The organism is Rhodococcus sp. Q1 (genome assembly GCF_004153645.1).
GTDB lineage: Bacteria > Actinomycetota > Actinomycetes > Mycobacteriales > Mycobacteriaceae > Rhodococcus > Rhodococcus gordoniae.
Genome location: NZ_SDMJ01000005.1, coordinates 57,530 through 79,082, shown reverse-complemented (window position 1 = coordinate 79,082; position 21,553 = coordinate 57,530). Strand labels below are relative to the sequence as shown.

Here is a 21,553-nt window from a genome sequence, read left to right as displayed (position 1 = left end):
CGGCAGGGGAGCGGGTAACGTTTCGGCCGTGGCAACAACTCAGGGATCACGCGCGTCGCTCGACAAGGACCCGCGTGAGGTCGCGTCCATGTTCGACGGGGTGGCTGCACGCTACGACCTGACCAACACCGTCCTGTCGTTCGGACAGGACCGCGGGTGGCGTCGCGCGACCCGGGCGGCACTCGATCTGAAGCCGGGCGAGCGCGTACTCGACCTCGCCGCGGGCACCGGGGTGTCCACCGTCGAACTGGGACGCTCCGGCGCGTGGGTCGTCGCCACCGACTTCTCGAAGGGCATGTTGCACGCCGGCGAGTTCCGCAACGTCCCGATGGTCGCCGGCGACGCGATGCGACTGCCGTTCGCCGACGCGGTCTTCGACGCCGCGACCATCTCCTTCGGACTGCGCAACGTCGCCGACCCGGACGAGGGGCTGCGCGAGATCGCCCGCGTGGTCAAGCCGGGCGGGCGCCTGGTGGTGTGCGAGTTCTCCACGCCCGTGCGGGAACCGCTGCGCACGGTGTACATGGAGTACCTGATGCGGACGCTGCCACGGGTCGCGCGGGCGGTCAGCAGCAATCCCGACGCCTACGTCTACCTCGCCGAATCGATCCGGGCCTGGCCCGATCAGGAACAGCTCGCCCGGCGCATCGAGGCCGCGGGATGGAGCGACGTGAAGTGGCGCAATCTCACCGGTGGCATCACGGCGCTGCACCGCGCGGTGCGCACGTAGCCGCGCGTCGGTACCGCTGTAGTGCGGTAGCGCTGCCGTGCACTGCTCAGGCGAAGAGTGGTTGCCGATCCCATCGCATCGAGAGGTGACCGCTCGTGCGCCACACGCGGGCGACGAGATCGGCGTCCTCGTCGGTGACGAGATTGCCCATCACCCGCACCGCGACCGACATCATCGCCCGCGACCGCATCGCGACCGGGCCCGTCGTCGGCAGGAACTTCGGGATCGTGAGCAGGCTCGCGAGGCGACGTGCGGTCGAGAACGCGCGACCGTAATGGGAGCGCAACGTCGTCGGCCACAGGTCGGTGAGGTCGTCGGCGTCGAGCAGTCCGGCGACCAGCCGACCGCCTTCGAGTCCGTAATCGATGCCCTCGCCGTTGAGCGGGTTGACGCACGCCGCGGCATCGCCGATCAGCGCCCAGTTCCTGCCCGCGACTCCCGACACCGCTCCGCCCATGGGAAGCAGCGCCGACGCCACCCGCGTCACCTCGCCGAGTTCCCACTCGGCGCGGCGCTGCCGCGCGTACAGATCGATGAGTGGGCGCAACGATCCGTTGGCCGGTCGCGAGGCGGTCGCGAGGGTGCCCACCCCCAGGTTCACCTCGCCGGTGCCGAGCGGGAACACCCAGCCGTAGCCCGGCTGGACGGCCCCGGCGTCGTCGCGCAGTTCGAGGTGCGAGGTGATCCACGGATCGTCGCTGCGCGGGGAGGTGGCGTAGGCGCGAGCGGCCACGCCGTAGGTGGTGTCGCGGTGCCAGCGGCGACCGAGAACCTTGCCGAGGGGTGATCGCACCCCGTCGGCCACGATCAGGGTGCGGCACGCGACGGTCCGCGGCCCATCGGCAGTGCGGAAGAGCACGGCCGAGACCCGGTCGCCGTCGCGTTCGGCGTCGACGGCTTTCGTTCCGTCCACGGCGCGGGCTCCCGAGTCGAGCGCGACCTGCCGGATGCGCGCGTCGAGTTCGGTGCGCGGCACGGCACTGCCCACGGTGGGGAACGACGAGTCGGGCCACGGGAGTTCGAAGCGTCCACCGAAGCCTTCGAGGCGCAGACCGCGGTTGACGGTGCGGGTGCGCAGCCAGTCGCCCAGCCCGAGTCGGTCGAGTTCGGCGACGGCACGCGGCGTCAGTCCGTCGCCACAGGTCTTGTCGCGAGGGAAGGTCGCGGCATCGACGAGCAGGACGTCTCGACCGGCGCGGGCAGCCCATGCGGCAGCGGCGGAACCGGCTGGACCGGCACCGACGACGAGAACATCGGTACTGTCGGGAACGCAGGACTGGGATTGCCGCGGATCTCGCGCGGAGTGTTCGGCCACCACCGTTCCATCTTCTCAGGCCGCGATCTGCCGCCTCGACGAGGTGGATCGGGGAACGAACGGCTAGGTTCACTACGGTGAAGTCGAGGCGACAGACAGGATGGGTACGTCATCGTGAGCACTGAGGGGGCGGCTCGGACCGCCGGTTCGGCCGACGCGACGCCGAGCACCGTCGTGGCCGGTGTGGAACTCGGCGATCCGATCCTCGCCGCGACTGTCGGGGACGGCCTCGCGAGCGTCGAGAAACTCCTGGTCGAGGAATTGTCCGACGGTGAGGACTTCTTGACGGAGGCCGCGCTGCACCTGGCGAAGGCGGGCGGCAAGCGGTTCCGGCCGCTGTTCACGATCCTCACCGCACAGCTCGGACCGAAGCCGACCGATCCTGCCGTGGTGACGGCGGCGACCGTCGTCGAACTCGTGCACCTCGCGACGTTGTACCACGACGACGTCATGGACGAGGCGACGATGCGACGTGGAGCACCGAGCGCCAACGTGCGCTGGGGTAACAGCGTCGCGATCCTCGCCGGCGACTACCTGTTCGCCCATGCCTCCCGGCTGGTGTCGACTCTCGGTCCGTCGGCAGTGCAGATCATCGCGGAGACCTTCGCCGAGCTGGTCACCGGCCAGATGCGCGAGACCATCGGCGTGCGTACCAACGACGACCCCATCGAGCACTACCTGCGGGTGATCTGGGAGAAGACCGGTTCTCTGATCGCCGCCAGCGGGCGGTTCGGGGGAACGTTCTCGGGAGCCGCTCCGGAACACGTCGAGCGTCTCGAACGGCTCGGCGACGCCGTCGGCACCGCCTTCCAGATCGTCGACGACATCATCGACATCGCGTCGGACACCTCGGAGTCGGGCAAGACGCCGGGAACCGATCTTCGCGAGGGTGTGTACACCCTGCCGGTGCTGTACGCGCTGCAGGAGAGCGGGCCCGAGGCGGATCGCCTCCGCGAACTGCTCGTCGGTCCCATCGAGGACGAAGCGCTGGTCGCCGAAGCACTCGAGTTGCTCGTCCGCTCGCCCGGCATGAACGCGGCGAAAGCGACCCTCGCGACCTACGCGGCCCGCGCTCACGCCGAGCTCGACGCCCTACCGCAGGGCCCGGCGAACGAGGCGCTGCGGCGTCTCGTGGACTTCACGGTCGCCCGGGTCGGCTGACGGACCGTCGCGCACTCCCGCCCCCTTCGGGGCGGGAACCGCACCGCCTGCTCGTTCGTTGGACGAACGAGTGGGGAATCGTGGTGCGGAAGGGGTGCGACGTGCACGGATACTCGAACCGTCTCAAGACGGCCGGTCTGTTGGTCGGAATGTCCGCGCTGATCGTGTTCGTCGGGTCGTTGTTCCAGAACTCGACCGTCCTGCTGATGTCGATCGTCCTCGCGGTCGGCATGAACGGCTACGCGTACTTCAACAGCGACAAGCTCGCGTTGCGGGCGATGCACGCCCAGCCGGTCACCGAGGTGCAGGCACCGGCGATGTACCGGATCGTGCGGGAGTTGGCGACCGCGGCGCACCAGCCCATGCCGCGGCTGTACATCAGTCCCACCAACGCTCCCAATGCGTTCGCGACGGGGCGTAATCCTCGCAATGCCGCCGTGTGCTGCACGACGGGCATCCTCGAGATCCTGAACGAGCGGGAACTGCGCGCGGTACTCGGACACGAACTCGCCCATGTCTACAACCGCGACATCCTCATCTCGTCGGTTGCCGGCGCGATGGCCGCCGTCATCTCGGGTCTGGCGAACTTCGCTTTCTTCGCGTCGGCCTTCGGTAACCGGGAGGGCGGTGCGAATCCGCTGGCGCTGCTACTGGTTTCCCTGCTCGGCCCGATCGCGGCGTCGGTGGTGAAACTCGCCGTGTCGAGGTCGCGCGAGTACCAGGCCGACCAGTCGGGCGCCGAGCTCACGGGTGATCCGCTGGCTCTCGCGTCGGCGCTGCGGAAGCTCGCGCTCGGCACGCAGGCCGCGCCGCTACCGCCCGAACCGAAACTCGCGGCGCAGTCGCACCTGATGATCGCCGAGCCGTTCCGGGCGGGCGACAAGATGAGCCGGTTGTTCTCCACCCACCCGCCGATGGCCGATCGCATCGAGCGTCTCGAACGCATGGCGGGGATGCGCTGATCCGGGAACTCCACGACCGGGACGACTCCGCCCGCGACGATCGTCGCGGGCGGAGTCGTAGGACGGGAGTGCGTCAGCGGTAGTTGACGAACTGCAGGGCGATGTCGAGGTCGGCGTTCTTGAGCAGAGCGATGACGGCCTGCAGGTCGTCGCGCTTCTTGCTGGTCACGCGCAGCTCCTCGCCCTGGATCTGCGCCTTGACGCCCTTCGGGCCCTCGTCGCGGATCAGCTTGGAGATCTTCTTGGCGTTCTCCTGACTGATGCCCTGCACCAGGGTGCCGGTGATCTTGTACACCTTGCCGGACTGCGCCGGCTCGCCGGCGTCGAACGACTTCAGCGACAGATCGCGACGGATCAGCTTCTCCTTGAAGACCTCCAGCGCCGCGAGCGCGCGGTCCTCGGTCTCGGCCGAGATCGTGATCGCCTCGTCGCCCGACCACTCGATGTGCGCCCCGGTGTTCCGGAAATCGAAGCGGTTGGCGATCTCCTTCGCCGCCTGGTTCAGCGCATTGTCCACTTCCTGGCGGTCGACCTTGCTCACCACATCGAACGACGAATCAGCCACGTCTCACTCCACTTCCGGGTCGATCTGTAAGGGTTCTGTCCACCCGACGCTATCGGGTCGCGCGGAGCTGTGACCACTCGGTTTGCGTTTCGGGGGGGTATGCGTTGTATTCTTCCAAACGCATCGAGGACGCGGTCCCGATAGCACCCGGCAGGTTGCCCGAGCGGCCAATGGGAGCGGACTGTAAATCCGTCGGCTTACGCCTACGTAGGTTCGAATCCTACACCTGCCACCGGAACGGCCCCGGTTCTTCGGAACCGGGGCCGTTCTGCATTTCCGGGTCGTCTCGCATGCCGGTCTCTTCGACGTCGCGTCGTCCTCGGTGGCCACCCTTCGGGTGTTCACCGCCGGCGGTGAACGCGTGTACGCCCACCGACGCAAGGACTCGGCAGGCGCAGCCCGACGGGCAGTGCCCGACGAGCAGTGCCCGACGAGCAGTGCCCGACGAGCAGTGCCCGACGAGCAGTGCCCGTTTATGTGTCTCTACCTGCGGATTTTGCACCGGGACCGAGTGTGTGTAATCTTTTGGAGGCCGCAGCGAGCAGAGATGCTCCGGAGGCCACGCCCCCTTAGCTCAGTCGGCAGAGCGTTTCCATGGTAAGGAAAAGGTCGACGGTTCGATTCCGTCAGGGGGCTCGCTGGATTGAGGTGCCGCCTTCGTAGCGACACTCGGCACCGAGGCGGTGTAGCTCAGTTGGTAGAGCAAACGACTCATAATCGTTGCGTCGCCGGTTCAAGTCCGGTCACCGCTACCAAAAGTTCATTGATCCACCCTGATCGATACTGATCGGATTGACGCGAAAGAAGGCATCCCGTGGCCTCCTCTACTGACGTTCGGCCGAAGATCACCTTGGCCTGCGAGGTGTGCAAGCACCGCAACTACATCACCAAGAAGAACCGTCGCAACGACCCCGACCGGCTCGCACTGAAGAAGTTCTGCCCGAACTGCGGTACGCACCAGTCGCACCGCGAGTCCAAGTAGCCGGTCGGAACGACGTCGACGCATAAGGTCTCCGCAATACCGACCGTGCCAGTTGGCGTCGTCGGGATTGCGGAGGTTTTGCGTATGACGAACGTACTCGAGAACCAGGAATCGGTGGACGCGACCGAACAGGCCGGGATCCCGTTCGATGCCGCCGCGCACGCCAAGTCCATGGTCGGGCACCACTACCGGGTGGACGACTACTACGAGGTGGGTCGCGAGAAGATCCGCGAGTACGCCCGGGCCGTGCGCGATGCGCATCCGGCGCATCACGACGACGACGCTGCCCGCGGACTGGGTTACGACGGGGTGATCGCCCCGCTGACCTTCGTGTCCATCGTCGGCATGATCGCGCAGCGGAAGCTGTTCGAAGAGGTCGTCACCGGATACGACCTGAGCCAGATCATGCAGACCGATCAGCGGATGGTCTACCACCGCCCGATCCAGGCCGGCGACCGGCTCTTCTGCGACGTCTACCTCGACGATTTCCGTCAGGCGGCCGGCAGCGACATCATCACCACGAAGAACGTGATCACGGACCAGTACGACAACCTCGTGCTCACGTCCTGGACGACGCTCGTGGCCCGATCCGGTGGCGAGGTCGACGACAACATCGCACACGCGGTCAAGGATGTGGTGATGCACAGTGACACTCCGTAGCTTCGCGGATGTCGCGGTGGGGGACGAGCTTCCGTCGAAGGTCGTCACACTCACGCGCGGAAATCTGGTCAACTATGCAGGTGTGTCGGGTGATCCCAACCCGATCCACTGGAGCGACAAGGTGGCCGAACTGGCCGGCTTGCGTGATGTCGTCGGGCACGGCATGCTCTCGATGGGCATCGCGGCCGGCTTCGTCACGGAGTGGCTGGGAGACCCCGGCGCGGTGACCGAATACAACGTTCGTTTCACCAGCCCGGTGTATGTGGAGGCCGACAAGGCCGCCGAGATCGAGTTCACCGGCAGGATCAAGTCGGTGGACGAGGAGAGCAAGACAGCAGTGGTCGCTATCGTGGCGAAGTCCGACGGTCGGAAGATCTTCGGGCGGGCCACGGCAACGGTCCGTTTGGCCTGACGGCCGAGCGGATTGGGTTTGTCCCGGGGCAATGCAGTACACTTAGGCTTCTGGGATCGCATAGCAGCGCGCTGCTCTTCGAAGGCCGTCACGGCCCGACGGAGTAGCGCGCGTGTCATGTGGTCGCAGATGGGTCGGTTCCGGACACTCGCTTCGTACGAGTGTGGATGTCCGACCAGAGGGGCGTAGCTCAATTGGCAGAGCAGCGGTCTCCAAAACCGCAGGTTGCAGGTTCAAGTCCTGTCGCCCCTGCCCCCGGACTGCCAGCGACCGAGAGGAACGATGTGAGCGAGGAGCGCGGTCAGCGCCACAGCGGCACCGCAGGGAACACTCCCGGCGACGCTGGAACGGCTACCGGCGCAACCCCCGACGGTTCCTCCGCGGTCGCTCGGCCTACCGGTAAGCGGGTCACCCGTCGTGGTGCAGCCGGTTCCTCGGCGTCCACGACGAGCGCGGTGTCCACGAACAAGACGTCGCGTGCGGCCACGGCCGTGAGCGATCGTCCCGCCGCGAAGTCCGAGAACATCTTCAAGCGTCTCGCGCGCTTCTTCCGTGAGGTCGTCGCCGAGCTCCGCAAGGTGATCTGGCCCAATCGCAAGCAGTTGACCACCTACACGCTCGTGGTCATTGCGTTCGTGACCGTCATGACGGCGTTCATCTTCGGATTGGATCTGGCGTTCGTGCAGGGCGTCAGCTGGTTGTTCGGTTAGCGCCTGTCCGCGCGCGAGACGAAAAATGTGATCGACGAGAGGAAAGTGCCCGGTGAGCACCCCCGAGAACGACTCGTACGAGGCTTCGGCCGAGGAGCACGTTTCGGACGAGGCCTTGGTTGACGACGTGACGGCCGAGTCGGCGGATGCGGACACCGAGGTCTCCGAGTCCGACACTGCTGCCGAGTCCGATGCCGATGTATCCGACGCAACGGATGGCGCCGAAGCCGACGCCGCCGAGGACGAGGTCGACCCGGCCGAGGCCCTCGAGAAGCAGCTGCGGCGCGAGCCCGGCGACTGGTACGTCGTGCACTCCTACGCCGGCTACGAGAACAAGGTCAAGACCAATCTCGAGACCCGCGTGCAGAACCTCGACCTCACCGAGTACATCTTCCAGGTCGAGGTGCCGACCGAAGAGGTCACCGAGATCAAGAACGGCCAGCGCAAGCAGGTCAACCGCAAGGTCCTGCCCGGTTACATCCTGGTGCGGATGGAACTCAACGACGAGTCGTGGGGTGCCGTCCGGAACACGCCCGGCGTCACCGGTTTCGTCGGAGCCACCTCGCGTCCGTCGCCGCTGACGATCAAGGAGGTCGTGAAGTTCCTCCTTCCGCAGCAGGCGAAGAAGAAGCCGGCGGCAGGCGCCCCGGCCGCAGGCGAGCAGGCTCCCGCCGCCGCTGCGAAGCCCGCCATCGAGGTGGACTTCGAGGTCGGCGAGTCCGTCACCGTGATGGACGGTCCGTTCGCCACGCTGCCCGCCTCCATCAGCGAGGTCAACGCCGAGCAGCAGAAGCTCAAGGTCCTGGTGTCGATCTTCGGCCGTGAGACTCCCGTGGAGTTGTCGTTCAACCAGGTGTCGAAGATCTGACGGTCCCCAGGACCCGACGGCGCCGGCATCCGGCGCGCACAGACTTGCAGTAGCAGTACGCAAGAACCACACCGAGCAAGAAACTAGGAATAGAGATGCCCCCCAAGAAGAAGAAGATCGCCGGGCTCATCAAGCTCCAGATCCAGGCCGGCGCGGCCAACCCGGCTCCGCCGGTCGGCCCCGCACTGGGCCAGCACGGCGTCAACATCATGGAGTTCTGCAAGGCGTACAACGCCGCGACCGAGTCGCAGCGCGGAAACGTCGTGCCGGTCGAGATCACGGTCTACGAGGACCGCTCGTTCGACTTCAAGCTGAAGACGCCTCCGGCCGCCAAGCTGCTGCTCAAGGCTGCGGGCGTGCAGAAGGGCTCCGGCGAGCCGCACAAGACCAAGGTCGCCAAGGTGACCATGGATCAGGTGCGCGAGATCGCCAAGACCAAGCAGGAAGACCTGAACGCCAACGACATCGAGGCCGCCGCGAAGATCATCGCCGGCACCGCTCGGTCGATGGGCATCACGGTCGAGGGCTGAGTCCCACCCCAAGTAGTACTCGTGGGAGGGCCGGCCAGGCCCGCTACCACGCCCGAACCATTCACCTGTCGGTGAGAAGTTAGGAAAGAACATGGCAAAGCGCAGCAAGGCATACCTCGCCGCGGCCGAGAAGATCGACTCGGACAACCTGTACAGCCCCCTCGCAGCTGCCAAGCTCGCGAAGGAGACCACCTCGAAGAACTACGACGCCACCGTCGAGGTCGCCATGCGACTCGGTGTGGATCCCCGTAAGGCGGACCAGATGGTGCGCGGCACGGTCAACCTGCCGCACGGCACGGGTAAGACCGCTCGCGTCATCGTCTTCGCGGTGGGCGAGAAGGCTGCCGAGGCAGAGGCCGCCGGTGCCGATGTGGTCGGCGCCGAGGATCTGATCGAGCGCATCCAGGGCGGCTGGCTGGACTTCGACGCCGCCATCGCGACTCCCGATCAGATGGCGAAGGTCGGTCGTATCGCCCGCGTCCTCGGTCCCCGTGGTCTGATGCCGAACCCGAAGACGGGTACGGTCACCCCGGACGTCGCGAAGGCCGTCACCGACATCAAGGGTGGCAAGATCAGCTTCCGCGTCGACAAGAACGCCAACCTGCACTTCGTGATCGGCAAGGCCTCGTTCGACGAGACCAAGCTGGTCGAGAACTACGCTGCTGCTCTGGACGAGGTGCTCCGCGCCAAGCCGTCCAGCGCGAAGGGCCGCTACATCAAGAAGGTCACGATCGCTACGACCACCGGCCCGGGCATCCCGGTGGATCCGCAGCGCACCCGCAACCTCCTCGAGACCGCGGAGTAATTCGCCCTGCAGGCAGCAGATCTTGCATCCGGAACGGCCGGCACAGCATCGCTGTGCCGGCCGTTTTGCATTCGAAGGAGCTCGTCCGCTACAGTGGTCGGGTAGTTCGGCGTGTGCCGATCTTCACCCCGATCATGTTCTACCCAAGACCGTTGGTCACCGAATCCGCGTGCGGATCGGTTGAAGGTCCGGAGTTGTCCGGCGGCCCACGCAGGAGGACGAGGTCAGGAAAGATGCGAACCGCGAACGTGCTCCGCGCGCGATCGATGTTCCTCCTCCTGTACGCCCCGTGTGCCCTGCGCCGGGGCGTTCGTCGTTTCCGGCCACTGCGGTCCCCCGGTGGGGCGTCCCAGTCGGGACACCGGGAAAACGACTGTTACTGAGAGGAGGCGAAGTATGGCAAAGCCCGAGAAGGTTTCCGCAGTTGCGGAGATCACCGAGCAGTTCAAGACCTCCACGGCCGCCGTGATCACGGAATACCGTGGTCTGTCGGTGGGACGTCTGACCGAGCTGCGTCGCGCTCTCGGAGAGGGTGCCACCTACTCCGTCGCCAAGAACACCCTGGTCAAGCGTGCCGCCGCTGAGGCGGGCGTCGAGGGTCTCGACGACCTGTTCGTCGGTCCGACCGCCATCGCGTTCGTCAAGGGCGAGCCGGTGGACGCTGCGAAGGCTCTCAAGACCTTCGCGAAGGACAACAAGGCACTCGTCATCAAGGGCGGCTACATGGACGGCGCTGCGCTGTCCGTGGAGCAGGTCAACCAGATCGCGGACCTCGAGTCCCGCGAGGTGCTGTTGGCCAAGCTCGCCGGCGCGATGAAGGGCAACTTGGCAAAGGCCGCAGGCCTGTTCAACGCCCCCGCTTCTCAGGTGGCCCGCCTCGCGGCCGCTCTGCAGGAGAAGAAGGCGGGCGAAGAAGCCGCCTGACGCTGATCCGCATCACTGCGAATCTGCATCACCGCGAAAGATACATCCACGCGTGCTCCGGTACGCACCATCCCATCGGGTCGCGGATCAGCGACATGGGACTTATCAGGAAGGACCGCCACCATGGCGAAGCTCACCACCGAAGAGCTGCTCGACGCGTTCAAGGAACTGACCCTGCTCGAGCTCTCGGAGTTCGTGAAGGCATTCGAGGAGACCTTCGAGGTCACCGCTGCTGCTCCGGTCGCCGTCGCCGCTGCCGGCGCTCCGGCTGCCGCTGCCGAGGCTGCTGAGGAGCAGGACGAGTTCGACGTCATCCTCGAGGGTGCCGGCGAGAAGAAGATCCAGGTCATCAAGGTCGTTCGCGAGATCGTCTCCGGCCTGGGCCTGAAGGAAGCCAAGGACCTCGTCGAGGGTGCTCCGAAGCCGATCCTCGAGAAGGTCGCCAAGGACGCTGCCGACGCTGCCAAGGCCAAGCTCGAAGAGGCCGGCGCCAAGGTCACCGTCAAGTAGGACGGTTTCCGAACTTCCCCGTCGAGCGTTCGGCGCTCCTCGGGACGGTTCCGCACAAGGGCCGTTTCCGCGAATTCGCTTCGCGGAAACGGCCCTTCTGCATATCGTGGAAAAGAACTCCGAGCTATATGTCCGGTATATCCGAACTGTATTTCACCCGGCGTTCCTGCAGGTCACGGCGTAAGGCGAGATTTGTGTACCCCTTGTACGAGATCCTTACTCATGAGTAGGATCGCTTGTCTCAGGTACCACTATCCATGCGATAGAGTGGCCCAGCCCACACAGGGGGCGACGGTATCGGATAGCGGAGGTAATCGTGGGAGTCGAGGTTTCCGTCGAGGGACTGACCAAGTCCTTCGGCTCGCAACGCATCTGGCAGGACGTGACGTTGACCCTGCCGGCCGGTGAGGTCAGCGCGCTGCTCGGCCCGTCGGGTACCGGTAAGTCGGTGTTCCTCAAGTCGCTGATCGGTCTGCTGCGTCCGGAGCAGGGATCGATCGTCATCGACGGCACCGACATCCTGCAGTGCTCGAGCAAGGAGCTCTACGAGATCCGCAAGCTGTTCGGGGTGCTGTTCCAGGACGGTGCGTTGTTCGGGTCGATGAATCTCTACGACAATGTCGCCTTCCCGCTGCGCGAGCACACCAAGAAGACCGAATCGGAGATCCGGCAGATCGTGATGAGCAAGCTCGAGCTCGTCGGTCTGCTCGGCGCCGAGGACAAGCTGCCCGGGGAGATCTCCGGGGGGATGCGCAAGCGCGCCGGGCTGGCGCGGGCGCTGGTGCTCGATCCGGAGATCATCCTGGTCGACGAACCGGACTCGGGGCTCGATCCGGTGCGTACCACCTACATCTCGCAGACGTTGATCGATATCAACGCCGAGATCGACGCGACGATCCTGATCGTGTCGCACAACATCAATCTGGCGCGCACGGTGCCGGACAACATCGGGATGTTGTTCCGCCGGCAGTTGGTGATGTTCGGTCCGCGTGAGGTGTTGCTCACTTCGGACGAGCCGGTGGTCAAGCAGTTCCTCAACGGCACGATGATCGGTCCGATCGGGATGTCGGAGGAGAAGGACGAGGCGACGATGGCGCACGAGCAGGCGCTCGTGGAGGCCGGGCATCATGCCGGTGGGGTCGACGACATCGAGGGGATCGTGCCGCAGATGCAGGCGACTCCGGGGATGCCGGAGCGGCAGGCGGTGGCGCGTCGGCAGCAACGGGTGCGCTCGATCCTGCACACCCTGCCTCCGGCCGCCCAACAGGCCATTGCCGAATCGCTCGACCACAACGGCACACCACACACCTCTCGTGGCTACGCCGACGACGACACCCAGGTCATCCCCGCCTACACCGGAGAGGGGTACGAGCAGCAGGTCCAGAGGTAGCAACAGCCTCATCAGCAGGGGTACGGCGACAGAAGTAGTGCAGCCGCAGGCTGGAGAAGTAGGAGAGCAGATGGGGGCGGGCAGTTCGCTCGTGCGGCCGGTTCACGGCGCACTCACCCAGGCCGGCAACATCGTCGAACTGTTCGTCGACGTCGTGCGGAACACTTTCCGCCGACCGTTCCAGTTTCGGGAATTCATCGAGCAGGCGTGGTTCATCGCCAGCGTGACGATTCTTCCGACCGCGCTCGTCGCGATCCCGTTCGGCGCTGTCGTGTCGTTGCAGACCGGTTCGCTGATCAAGCAGCTCGGCGCCGAATCGTTCACGGGCGCAGCGAGTGTGCTGGCGGTCATCCAGCAGGGCAGTCCGATCGTGACGGCCCTGCTGATCGCCGGCGCCGCCGGATCCGCGGTCACCGCCGACCTCGGATCGCGGACGATCCGCGAGGAGATCGACGCCATGGAGGTGCTGGGCATCAATCCCATCCAGCGTCTCGTCGTCCCGCGAGTACTGGCGATGGTTCTCGTCGCGCTTCTGCTCAACGGCCTCGTCTCCGTGATCGGCATCGCCGGTGGTTACTTCTTCAACGTGGTGCTGCAGGGAGGCACGCCCGGCGCGTACCTCGCGTCCTTCTCGGCCCTCGCACAGCTACCCGACCTCTATGTCGCCGAACTCAAGGCCGCGATCTTCGGGTTGATCGCCGGCGTCGTCGCGTCCTACAAGGGCCTGCACCCCGGTGCGGGGCCGAAAGGCGTGGGGGAGGCCGTGAACCAGACCGTCGTCATCACGTTCCTGCTGCTCTTCTTCGCGAACCTGATCCTGACGATGGTGTACCTGCAGATCGTTCCTGCGAAGGGATCCTGACCAGATGACAGTCTCCAGAGGCCGCGGAGATCTCGTTCTTCTCCGGGGTCGCCGAGCGGTGCGCGCACCGCTGAACATGCTCGACCGCGCGGGCGACCAGATGTCCTTCTATGCGCGTGCCGTGGCATGGACCCCGCGAACCCTGACCCACTACCGCAAGGAAGTCCTGCGGTTGCTCGCCGAGGTCACTTTCGGCAGCGGTGCACTCGCCGTGATCGGTGGCACCATCGGCGTCATCGCAATGATGTCCGGCTTCACCGGCGTCGTGGTGGGTCTGCAGGGTTACGCCGCGCTGGAACAGCTCGGTTCGTCGGTGCTCACCGGCTTCCTCTCGGCCTACGTCAACACCCGTGAGCTCGCCCCCATCGTCGCGGCGCTCGCGTTGTCGGCGACGGTGGGCTGCGGCTTCACGGCACAGCTCGGCGCCATGAGGATCAGCGAGGAGATCGACGCCCTCGAAGTGATGGCCGTGCCGTCGCTGCCGTTCCTGGTGACCTCCCGGATGATCGCCGGCTTCGTCGCCGTGATCCCGCTGTACATCATCGGTCTCCTCGCCGCCTACCTCGCGACCCGCACGATCAGCACGCTGTTCAACGGCCAGTCGAGCGGCTCGTACGACCATTATTTCTATCTGTTCCTCCCACCCGAGGACGTGCTCTATTCGTTCGCGAAAGTGCTGGTCTTCGCGTTCGTGGTGATTCTCATCCACTGCTACTACGGCTTCCACGCCAGCGGCGGCCCCGCCGGTGTCGGTGTGGCCGTGGGCCGCGCGGTGCGCACCGCGATCGTCACGATCGCCGTTCTCGACTTCTTCCTCAGCCTCGCGATCTGGGGCACGTCGACCACGGTGAGGGTTGCCGGATGAGCGACACGACCACTTCGCCGTTGCGTCGCCGCACCCTGGGCCTCGTCTTCTTCGTGGTGCTGGCGCTGTTCCTCTACGTCACGATTGCGATGTACAACAAGACCTTCACGAAGGTCGTGGAGGTCGATCTCCGCACCGACAGCATCGGAAACGCGCTGCCGCTCAATGCGGACGTGAAGGCGCGCGGTGTGCTCGTCGGTGAGGTCCGCGGAACGAGCGCGGAAGGCGGCGACGTCACCGCGCATCTCGCCCTCGACCCCGACAAGGCCGCCCTGATCCCGGTGAACGCGACCGCCCAGCTGCTGCCGAAGACCCTCTTCGGCGAGCGGTACGTCTCGCTGATCCTGCCCGACGACCCGGACCGCCCCGTCACGAACGGCGACGTGCTGGTGCAGGACACCAGCGAACGCACCGTCGAACTCGGCGACGTGCTCGACGGGCTGCTCCCGCTCCTCGAGGCCGTCCCGCCGCAGGACCTCGCCAACACGCTCGGTGCGCTGGCACAGGGATTGAGCGGTCGCGGTGAGAAGCTGGGACGGACGGTCGACGACCTCGAACGGATCTTCCGCGAGGTGAACGTCGAACTGCCCACCCTGCAGGAGGATCTGCGCGGACTCGCCGACTTCTCACATACCTACTCCGAGGCCGCACCCGATCTCGTCGAGGCGCTGAACAACCTGCGCACGACGGGCGGCACGGTCGTCGAACAGCAGAACCAGATCCGCACCCTGCTCGCGAGCGCGACGGGAGCGTCGTCGCAGACGGCCGATTTCATCGAGCAGAACTCCCGCTCGATCATCACCCTGTCCGCCGATTCGAAGGAAGCGTTGCAGATCCTCGCACGGTACTCGCCGTCCTTCCCGTGCACCTTCGAAGAATTCGCCGCTGCGAAGCCGGCTGCTGTCGACCTGCTCGGCGTGGACGACCCCTACCCGGGAGTGCGCGCGAACATCCAGTTCACCAATCCCAAGGGTCGCTACCTGCCGAACCAGGACGAGCCACGACTCCTCGACGATCGCGGACCGGCCTGTTACGGCGACGTCACCGCGCCCGGCCGCAAGTTCCCGCAGTATCCGGGCGGCTCGATCAACGACGGTTCCTACCAGGTCCCGTCGCGTAATCCCGGCCCGGCGACCGTCGACTTCTTCCCTGCTCCGGAAGGATCCGGCGTGCCCGACGCGGTCGGCGACATCATCGGCACCTCGAACAATGACGCGACTCCGGTCTCGTACGCCGGTTCGCGTATGGAACAGGACACGCTCGACGTGATCTACGGACAGGCCACCGGCGTCGAACCCCAGGACGTACCGTCCTGGACCACCCGGCTCGGGGCTCCGGCGATCCGCGGTACGGAGGTGAGCTTCCAGTGAGAGGCCTGGCAGCACCCCTGATCAAACTCGTCGTGTTCGCTGTCGTCACCGTCCTCGCGACCGGTGTTCTCGCCGCGACCATCGCGAGTGTCGGAGGTGGTGGCGGAACGAAGTTCCACGCGATCTTCTCCGACGTCACCTCGCTCAACCCGGGCGACGACATCCGGATCGCGGGTGTCCGTGTGGGGCAGGTCGAGGAGATCTCGGTCTTCGACGAACGGCAGGCGCGGGTCACCTTCTCGCTCGAGGAGCGCGACTGGCTCCCGGCCGGTGCCACCGCGACCATCCGGTTCCGCAATCTCGTCGGCCAGCGGTACGTCGCCCTCGCTCAGGGCGAGGGCCGGCAGGGCGAGAAGATCACCGGCGGCGCGACGATCCCGATCGAACGCACCAAACCGGCGGTGAATCTCACGACGCTCTTCGACGGCTTCCGGCCGTTGTTCCAGACCCTGAGCGCCGACGACGTCAACAAGCTCTCGTTCCAGATCGTCCAGGTGTTCCAGGGCGAGGCGGGCACCGTCGATGACCTGGTCCGCAGCACCGCGTCGCTGACGAACACCATCGCCGACAAGGATCGGGTGATCGGTGCGGTGATCGACAATCTCAACACCGTCCTCGCCACGATCGACCAGCGCGACGAGCAGCTCGATTCGCTGCTGGTCAACACGCAGGCACTGGTCAGCGGCCTGTCGGCCGACCGGGCCACTGTGGGCTCGGCGGTGCAGTCGATGGCCGGGCTGACGGACGCGGTATCCGACGTGCTCGAACCCACCCGCCCGTCGATCGCGCAGTCGATCACGGCCCTCGATCAGGTGGCCTCGAACCTCAACGCGAATCGCGGCGAGCTCGACCGTGTCCTCGAGACGCTGCCGGTGAAGCTCGACAAGCTCGCACGCGTCGCCAGTTACGGCTCGTGGTTCCAGTTCTATCTGTGCGGTATCGACGTCATCGCAGGTCCCGGCTCGGTTCCGTACCTCAATCTGCCGACAGGGTTGCCGACCGTGAATCAACCCATCTACACGAATGCGGCCAAGCGTTGCTCGCAGGACGGGATGCAGGAGTTGCAGGGACGATGAGCACACGTCGTAGTCCGGCCGCCGCCGGTGCCCTGGGCATCGTCGTGGTGCTGCTGGGGACACTGTCCGCTTTCTTCCTCGACGAACTACCCATCATCGGGGCAGGCGCGACCTACAAGGCCGAGTTCAGCGAGGCCGCGGGCCTCAAACCCACCAACGAGGTGCGCATCGCCGGCGTGAAGGTCGGCAAGGTCACCGGCGTCGACCTCGAAGGCGACCGGGTGATCGTCTCGTTCAAGGTCCAGGACGCGTGGGTCGGGAACGACACGTCCGCCTCGATCCAGATCAAGACCATCCTCGGGCAGAAATATCTCGCACTCGACCCGCGGGGCACGGAGGTGCTCGACCCCGATCACCGGATCCCGCTCGACCGGACGGTCGCGCCGTACGACGTGATCGAGGCGTTCTCGTCGGCGGCCACGACCCTCGGTGAGATCGACTCGGAACAGCTGGCGACCGGCTTCGAGACCCTGTCGGAGGCGTTCTCGGAGACACCCGACGACATCCGGGCTTCGATCGACGGCATCAGCCGCCTGTCCGAGACGGTCTCGAGCCGCGATCAGGAGTTGAAGAGGCTGCTCGACGCGACCGGCAACGTGTCGAAGGTGCTCGCCGACCGCAATGCCGAGTTCACCCGGCTGCTCTCCGACGGTGCCCTGCTCGTCGAGGAACTCAACAACCGTCAGCAGGCGATCTCGCAGTTGCTCGACGGCACCAGGAGACTGTCGGCCGAACTGTCGGGACTCGTCGAGGAGAACCGCGAGACCATCGGTCCCGCCCTGCAGCAACTCCGCGGTGTCGTCGACGTCCTCCAGGAGAACAACGACAACCTCGATCGGGCGATGCAACTGTACGAACCGTTCGTCCGTGTCTACACCAACGTCGTCGGCAACGGCCGGTGGTTCGACCAGGTCATCGTGAACCTCACGCCGCCCGGCCTGCCCGAGATCCCCGGTTACCGCGAGCCCGGTCGCCGTCTGGAAGGGGGCAACTGATGGCACACGCCGAGAACGGCGAGTCCCGCGGCAATCGCGGGCGCATCGCGCTGATCGCAGCCGTCGTCGCGGGCGTGGTGGCCCTGGCCGGAGCGGGGTGGTGGATGTTCACCCGGCTGGGCACCACCGAGATCACTGCCTATTTCGACAAGGCCGTGGGCATCTACGAGGGCTCCGACGTCCGGGTGCTGGGCGTCGAGGTGGGGAAGGTGACGTCCGTGGAGCCGCAGGGCGACCTCGTGAAGGTCGGGCTGCGGGTCGATCGCGGGGTCGACATTCCCGCCGACGCGCGTGCCGTGCAGATCACGCCGTCCGTCGTCGCCGACCGCTACGTGCAGCTCACCCCTGCTTACACCGGTGGCGACACGATGAGCAGCGGCGCGGTGATCGATCGCGACCGCACCGCCACCCCGGTGGAGGTCGATGCGCTCTATGCGAGCATCGACGAACTGTCGCGCGCGCTCGGCCCGAACGGGGCGAACCGCGAAGGCGCACTCACCGACTTCGTGGAGGTCGGGGCGCAGAATCTTGCCGGCAACGGCGAGGCGCTCGGCCAGAGCATCGAGAACCTGTCGGCTGCTGCGCGCACGCTCGACCAGTCGCGCGACGATCTCTACGGGACGATCGAGAACCTGCAGATCTTCGTCAGTGCCCTCGCGGCCAACGACGAGCAGGTTCGCCAGTTCAACGCCCAGCTCGCCGATCTGTCGGGTTTCCTGGCGGGGGAGCGGCAGAATCTCGGCGAGGCCCTGAACACCCTGTCGGTCACGCTCGGCGACGTTGCGACGTTCGTGCGCGACAACCAGGCTGCTGTGAAGGATAATGTCGACGCGCTCGTGCCGATCACGGAGACCTTGGCGAACCGCCGCCAGGAACTCGTGGATTCGCTGACGCTGCTCCCGCTGGCGGTGAGCAACCTCGTCAACTCGTACGACGCCGAAGCGGGCGCGCTCGCCTCACGGCTGGTGCTGCCCGACCTGCAGGATCCCGCGGGAGCGGTCTGCAAGCTCATCGACCTGGGGAAGCTCGTGCCCGGAGACCCACGTTTCGAGCAGCTCGGCCGGCAGATGCAGCCGTTGATCGACCGTTGCCGCGATGTCGCGACGCAGATCACCGAGGACCAGCGGTCCCCGGATCTGATCCTGCCGTTCGGGATCCTCAGCGGTGAGAACATTCAGCGGCAGGTCACTCCGGGCACGGTGCCCGGCGTGGTCTCGCCCCGTTTCGACCTCCAGGGAGAAGATCGGTGAGCGGCGCGAAGAGCGCGGGTCGCGCAACGGCATTCGGCGCGGCCGCGTGCGTGGTCGCGGTGACGGTCACGGGGTGCGGGGGGTTGTCCGACATCCCGCTGCCCGGCGGCGCCGATGTGGGCAGCGACCCGATCCGTCTGTCGATCCAGTTCGACGATGTGCTCGACCTGGTTCCGCAGTCGAGTGTGAAGGTCGACGGCGTTCCGGTGGGGCGCGTCGAATCCATCTCGGTCGCATCCGATTTCGGATGGACCGCCGATGTCGGCATCGTGCTCGACTCGAGCGTCGACCTTCCGGCGAACGCCTTCGCGACCGTCGAACAATCGAGCCTGCTCGGCGAGAAGTTCGTTCAGCTCACCCCGCCGGAGGACGAGCCCCCCACCGGCCGGCTCGCCGACGGCGACGTGATCCCGCTCGAGCGGACTCGGCACGCGACCGAACTCGAACCGGTGCTCGGCGCGCTGTCACTGCTGCTCAACGGTGGCGGTGTGGGTCAGCTCGCGCCGATCGTCAGCGAGCTGTCGACGGCCTTCGACGGGCGCGAAGGCACCACCCGCAGCCTCATCGAGCAGGCCGAAACGCTCATCACCGGCCTCGAGCAGCAGCGCGACGACATCACGCGGGCACTGGACGGTCTCGACGAGCTGACGGTGCGGGTCGCGGATCAGAACGAGAAGATCGCCGCGGTACTCGACGAGCTGCCGGTCGCGACCGAGGTGCTCGAACAGCAGCGGCCCCAGCTCACCCAGTTGCTCGGTCAGCTCGACCGGCTCGGCACCGCGGGTGTCGACGTTCTCGATCGGTCCAAGGAGGATCTGATCGCCGATCTGCTCGCGCTGCGGCCGACTCTCCAGCAACTCGCGGCCTCGGGCGACGACCTCGTCGAGGCACTCGCCTTCGTGCCCACGGTGCCGTTCCCGGACGGCGTCGAGAAGGTCGCGCTGGGCAGCTCGGTGAACCTCTTCCTGCTGGTCGACCTGCAGATCGGCGATGCACTGGCCGCGCTCGGCGTGGGCCAGGGCGAACCGGTCTACCGTGAGCCCGCCTTCGGCAACCCGAAGCCGCTGGTCGATCCGTCCAACCCGTATTACGGCGGCAACGGCCCGGCACCCGGCTGGCCGACGGTGTCGTTGTTGCCGGTGCTTCCCACCCCGAGGCTGCCGGGCGGTCTGAGGCTGCCCGAGGGCGTGTCGCTGCCCGACGGAATCGAGATCCCCGGGGTCACCGAAGCGGGCGCCGACACGAATACCGAAGGTGACGAGACCCCGCCGCCGGGGCCGCTGGACGGTGTGCTGAATCAGCTCGGATTCGGGGGTGGGCAGTGAGATCGCGCCTGGTGAAAGTGCAGCTCGCGCTGTTCGTGATCATCGCGCTGCTCGGCGTCGTGTTCGTCGGCGCCCGGTACGTGCGTCTCGACAACCTGATGGGATTCGGCCAGTACTCCGTCGACGCGCGGTTCCCGAGCGCCGGCGGTGTCTTCCCGAACGCCGAGGTCACCTACCGCGGCGTGCCGGTGGGCCGGGTCGGGCCGCTCACGCTCACGGACGACGGCATCAACGTCGAGCTGCGGCTGGACAACGGCGGCCCGCAGATCCCCGCGTCGGCACGGCCGGTGGTGGCCAACCGGTCGGCGATCGGCGAACAGTACGTCGATCTGCAACCGCCGAACGACGAGGGCCCGTATCTCACGGACGGGTCGGTGATCGTGGGCACCGAGGAGGATCTGCCCACGCCGGTCGAGGATCTGCTCGTGAGCACGAACGACCTCGTGCGCTCGGTTCCGCTCGAACCGCTGCGCACGGTCGTCACCGAACTCGGAGCGGCCTTCGACGGCCGAGGCGACGACCTGCAGGTGCTCATCGACGCGCTTGCCGGTCTCAGCGAGAAGGGGTCGGAATATCTGCCGCAGACGGTCACCTTGATCCGCGACAGCCTCACGGTGCTGAACACGCAGTCCGACCAGTCGTCGGCGATCCGGCAGTTCAGCTCGGACCTGGATCTGGTGACCGCTCAGCTCCGCGACAGCGATCCCGATCTGCGGCGGCTCATCGAGACCGGCACCGACGCGAGCGATCAGCTCTCGCAGTTGATCGAGGGTTCCGGTCCGGGTCTGACGGCCGATCTCGCCAACCTCGCCGCAGTGGCGGAGACGGCCGCACCGCAAGCGACCGCCCTGCAGCCGCTGTTGGCGTTCCTGCCTGCGGTCGCAGCCAGTGCCGGTACGGTCGCTCCGGGCGACGGCGCGGTGCGGCAAGGCATCGTGCTCGAGACCAACAATCCACCTTCGTGCACCATCGGGTACGAGGGGACGCAGGAGATCCTCGCGCAGATGCGCGCGCAGGATCCGAACTTCGACGACACCCAGCAGGATTTCCCGCTCGACACGAACGCGTCGTGCGAGGTACCCCAGGGCAGTGTCACCGGCGTGCGGAGCGCGAACCGCATCGTCTTCGCCGATCCGAACACGATCCAGCCCTGGGATTTCACACCGAAGAAGGACCCGGACAAGCTCAACCTGAATCCGATCGCGACGCAGCTCGCGCCGTTGCTCGGAGTCACCCCGAAGTGAGCAGTAAGTAGGTTTGTGGAGTGAGTGCACCAAGATCCTCCG

At 66.3% G+C, this 21,553-nt stretch carries 23 protein-coding genes and 4 tRNA genes; 25 read left to right on the top strand and 2 right to left on the bottom strand.

Translation table 11 applies throughout. From position 1 onward, the window contains the following. The first annotated feature begins 28 nt into the window (after positions 1-28). Positions 29-730 carry a demethylmenaquinone methyltransferase gene (locus EQ874_RS16015; RefSeq protein WP_026002958.1) on the top strand — a complete coding sequence of 234 codons (702 nt, stop codon included), beginning with the start codon at positions 29-31 and terminating at the stop codon, positions 728-730. Between the two features lie 46 nt (positions 731-776). Here EQ874_RS16015 and EQ874_RS16010 read toward each other — a convergent pair whose 3' ends face one another. Then, the gene (locus tag EQ874_RS16010; protein WP_064062585.1) at positions 777-2,048 is read right to left on the bottom strand and encodes a geranylgeranyl reductase family protein; all 1,272 of its coding nucleotides are present in this window, start codon (positions 2,046-2,048) and stop codon (positions 777-779) included. Positions 2,049-2,159: 111 nt separating this feature from the next. Between EQ874_RS16010 and EQ874_RS16005 the strand changes: the two genes are divergently transcribed. After that, positions 2,160-3,206, top strand: a complete 1,047-nt coding sequence (locus EQ874_RS16005; RefSeq protein WP_064062584.1) for a polyprenyl synthetase family protein — start codon at positions 2,160-2,162, stop codon at positions 3,204-3,206. 101 nt (positions 3,207-3,307) lie between these two features. After that, a complete protein-coding gene (gene htpX / locus EQ874_RS16000) occupies positions 3,308-4,168 on the top strand; it encodes a zinc metalloprotease HtpX (protein ID WP_064062769.1) in 861 nt (286 codons plus the stop codon). 73 nt (positions 4,169-4,241) lie between these two features. Here htpX and EQ874_RS15995 read toward each other — a convergent pair whose 3' ends face one another. Then, positions 4,242-4,733 carry a YajQ family cyclic di-GMP-binding protein gene (locus EQ874_RS15995; protein WP_064062583.1) on the bottom strand — a complete coding sequence of 164 codons (492 nt, stop codon included), beginning with the start codon at positions 4,731-4,733 and terminating at the stop codon, positions 4,242-4,244. A 149-nt stretch (positions 4,734-4,882) separates the two neighbouring features. Between EQ874_RS15995 and EQ874_RS15990 the strand changes: the two genes are divergently transcribed. The 22 genes from EQ874_RS15990 to EQ874_RS15885 all read left to right on the top strand — a co-directional run bounded on the left by EQ874_RS15990 (position 4,883) and on the right by EQ874_RS15885 (position 21,511). Beyond that, positions 4,883-4,965 (top strand) — tRNA-Tyr (locus EQ874_RS15990). A 331-nt stretch (positions 4,966-5,296) separates the two neighbouring features. After that, positions 5,297-5,369, top strand: a tRNA-Thr gene (locus EQ874_RS15985). Between the two features lie 43 nt (positions 5,370-5,412). Continuing rightward, positions 5,413-5,488: transfer RNA gene (locus EQ874_RS15980), tRNA-Met, on the top strand. Positions 5,489-5,547: 59 nt separating this feature from the next. After that, positions 5,548-5,715 carry a 50S ribosomal protein L33 gene (gene rpmG / locus EQ874_RS15975; RefSeq protein ID WP_016932666.1) on the top strand — a complete coding sequence of 56 codons (168 nt, stop codon included), beginning with the start codon at positions 5,548-5,550 and terminating at the stop codon, positions 5,713-5,715. 84 nt (positions 5,716-5,799) lie between these two features. Then, a complete protein-coding gene (gene hadA, locus EQ874_RS15970; protein ID WP_016932667.1) occupies positions 5,800-6,375 on the top strand; it encodes a (3R)-hydroxyacyl-ACP dehydratase subunit HadA in 576 nt (191 codons plus the stop codon). Then, the gene (hadB, locus tag EQ874_RS15965) at positions 6,362-6,787 is read left to right on the top strand and encodes a (3R)-hydroxyacyl-ACP dehydratase subunit HadB (RefSeq protein ID WP_016932668.1); all 426 of its coding nucleotides are present in this window, start codon (positions 6,362-6,364) and stop codon (positions 6,785-6,787) included. Before hadA ends, hadB begins: the two co-directional genes overlap by 14 nt. A gap of 179 nt (positions 6,788-6,966) precedes the next feature. Then, positions 6,967-7,039: transfer RNA gene (locus EQ874_RS15960), tRNA-Trp, on the top strand. Between the two features lie 32 nt (positions 7,040-7,071). Next, entirely contained in the window at positions 7,072-7,497 is a 426-nt protein-coding gene (gene secE / locus EQ874_RS15955) for a preprotein translocase subunit SecE (protein WP_064062582.1), read from the top strand. A gap of 52 nt (positions 7,498-7,549) precedes the next feature. After that, entirely contained in the window at positions 7,550-8,365 is an 816-nt protein-coding gene (gene nusG, locus EQ874_RS15950; RefSeq protein ID WP_129977363.1) for a transcription termination/antitermination protein NusG, read from the top strand. Between the two features lie 95 nt (positions 8,366-8,460). Continuing rightward, on the top strand, positions 8,461-8,895 hold the full coding sequence (gene rplK / locus EQ874_RS15945) for a 50S ribosomal protein L11 (RefSeq protein WP_016932670.1): 435 nt from the start codon (positions 8,461-8,463) through the stop codon (positions 8,893-8,895). Positions 8,896-8,986: 91 nt separating this feature from the next. Then, positions 8,987-9,700, top strand: a complete 714-nt coding sequence (rplA, locus tag EQ874_RS15940; RefSeq protein WP_016932671.1) for a 50S ribosomal protein L1 — start codon at positions 8,987-8,989, stop codon at positions 9,698-9,700. Between the two features lie 396 nt (positions 9,701-10,096). Beyond that, a complete protein-coding gene (rplJ, locus tag EQ874_RS15935) occupies positions 10,097-10,624 on the top strand; it encodes a 50S ribosomal protein L10 (protein WP_016932672.1) in 528 nt (175 codons plus the stop codon). 123 nt (positions 10,625-10,747) lie between these two features. Continuing rightward, a complete protein-coding gene (gene rplL, locus EQ874_RS15930) occupies positions 10,748-11,134 on the top strand; it encodes a 50S ribosomal protein L7/L12 (RefSeq protein ID WP_016932673.1) in 387 nt (128 codons plus the stop codon). Positions 11,135-11,447: 313 nt separating this feature from the next. Beyond that, positions 11,448-12,524, top strand: coding sequence for an ABC transporter ATP-binding protein (locus EQ874_RS15925; RefSeq protein ID WP_129977362.1), 1,077 nt, complete (start codon positions 11,448-11,450; stop codon positions 12,522-12,524). Positions 12,525-12,594: 70 nt separating this feature from the next. Next, positions 12,595-13,386, top strand: a complete 792-nt coding sequence (locus tag EQ874_RS15920) for an ABC transporter permease (RefSeq protein WP_006552286.1) — start codon at positions 12,595-12,597, stop codon at positions 13,384-13,386. Between the two features lie 4 nt (positions 13,387-13,390). Beyond that, positions 13,391-14,251, top strand: coding sequence for an ABC transporter permease (locus EQ874_RS15915; RefSeq protein WP_064062579.1), 861 nt, complete (start codon positions 13,391-13,393; stop codon positions 14,249-14,251). After that, positions 14,248-15,621: an MCE family protein gene (locus EQ874_RS15910; RefSeq protein WP_129977360.1), complete on the top strand. Its 1,374-nt coding sequence runs from the start codon at positions 14,248-14,250 to the stop codon at positions 15,619-15,621. Before EQ874_RS15915 ends, EQ874_RS15910 begins: the two co-directional genes overlap by 4 nt. Beyond that, positions 15,618-16,697, top strand: a complete 1,080-nt coding sequence (locus EQ874_RS15905) for an MCE family protein (protein WP_129977358.1) — start codon at positions 15,618-15,620, stop codon at positions 16,695-16,697. Before EQ874_RS15910 ends, EQ874_RS15905 begins: the two co-directional genes overlap by 4 nt. Next, positions 16,694-17,692 (top strand): MCE family protein, encoded by a 999-nt coding sequence (locus EQ874_RS15900; RefSeq protein WP_129977356.1) that lies wholly within the window; start codon positions 16,694-16,696, stop codon positions 17,690-17,692. The genes EQ874_RS15905 and EQ874_RS15900 overlap by 4 nt, the downstream gene beginning before the upstream one ends. Continuing rightward, positions 17,692-18,942, top strand: a complete 1,251-nt coding sequence (locus EQ874_RS15895; RefSeq protein ID WP_064062575.1) for an MCE family protein — start codon at positions 17,692-17,694, stop codon at positions 18,940-18,942. The genes EQ874_RS15900 and EQ874_RS15895 overlap by 1 nt, the downstream gene beginning before the upstream one ends. Beyond that, the gene (locus EQ874_RS15890; RefSeq protein WP_129977355.1) at positions 18,939-20,267 is read left to right on the top strand and encodes an MCE family protein; all 1,329 of its coding nucleotides are present in this window, start codon (positions 18,939-18,941) and stop codon (positions 20,265-20,267) included. The genes EQ874_RS15895 and EQ874_RS15890 overlap by 4 nt, the downstream gene beginning before the upstream one ends. Continuing rightward, a complete protein-coding gene (locus tag EQ874_RS15885) occupies positions 20,264-21,511 on the top strand; it encodes an MlaD family protein (RefSeq protein WP_129977354.1) in 1,248 nt (415 codons plus the stop codon). Before EQ874_RS15890 ends, EQ874_RS15885 begins: the two co-directional genes overlap by 4 nt. Positions 21,512-21,553: the final 42 nt, after the last annotated feature.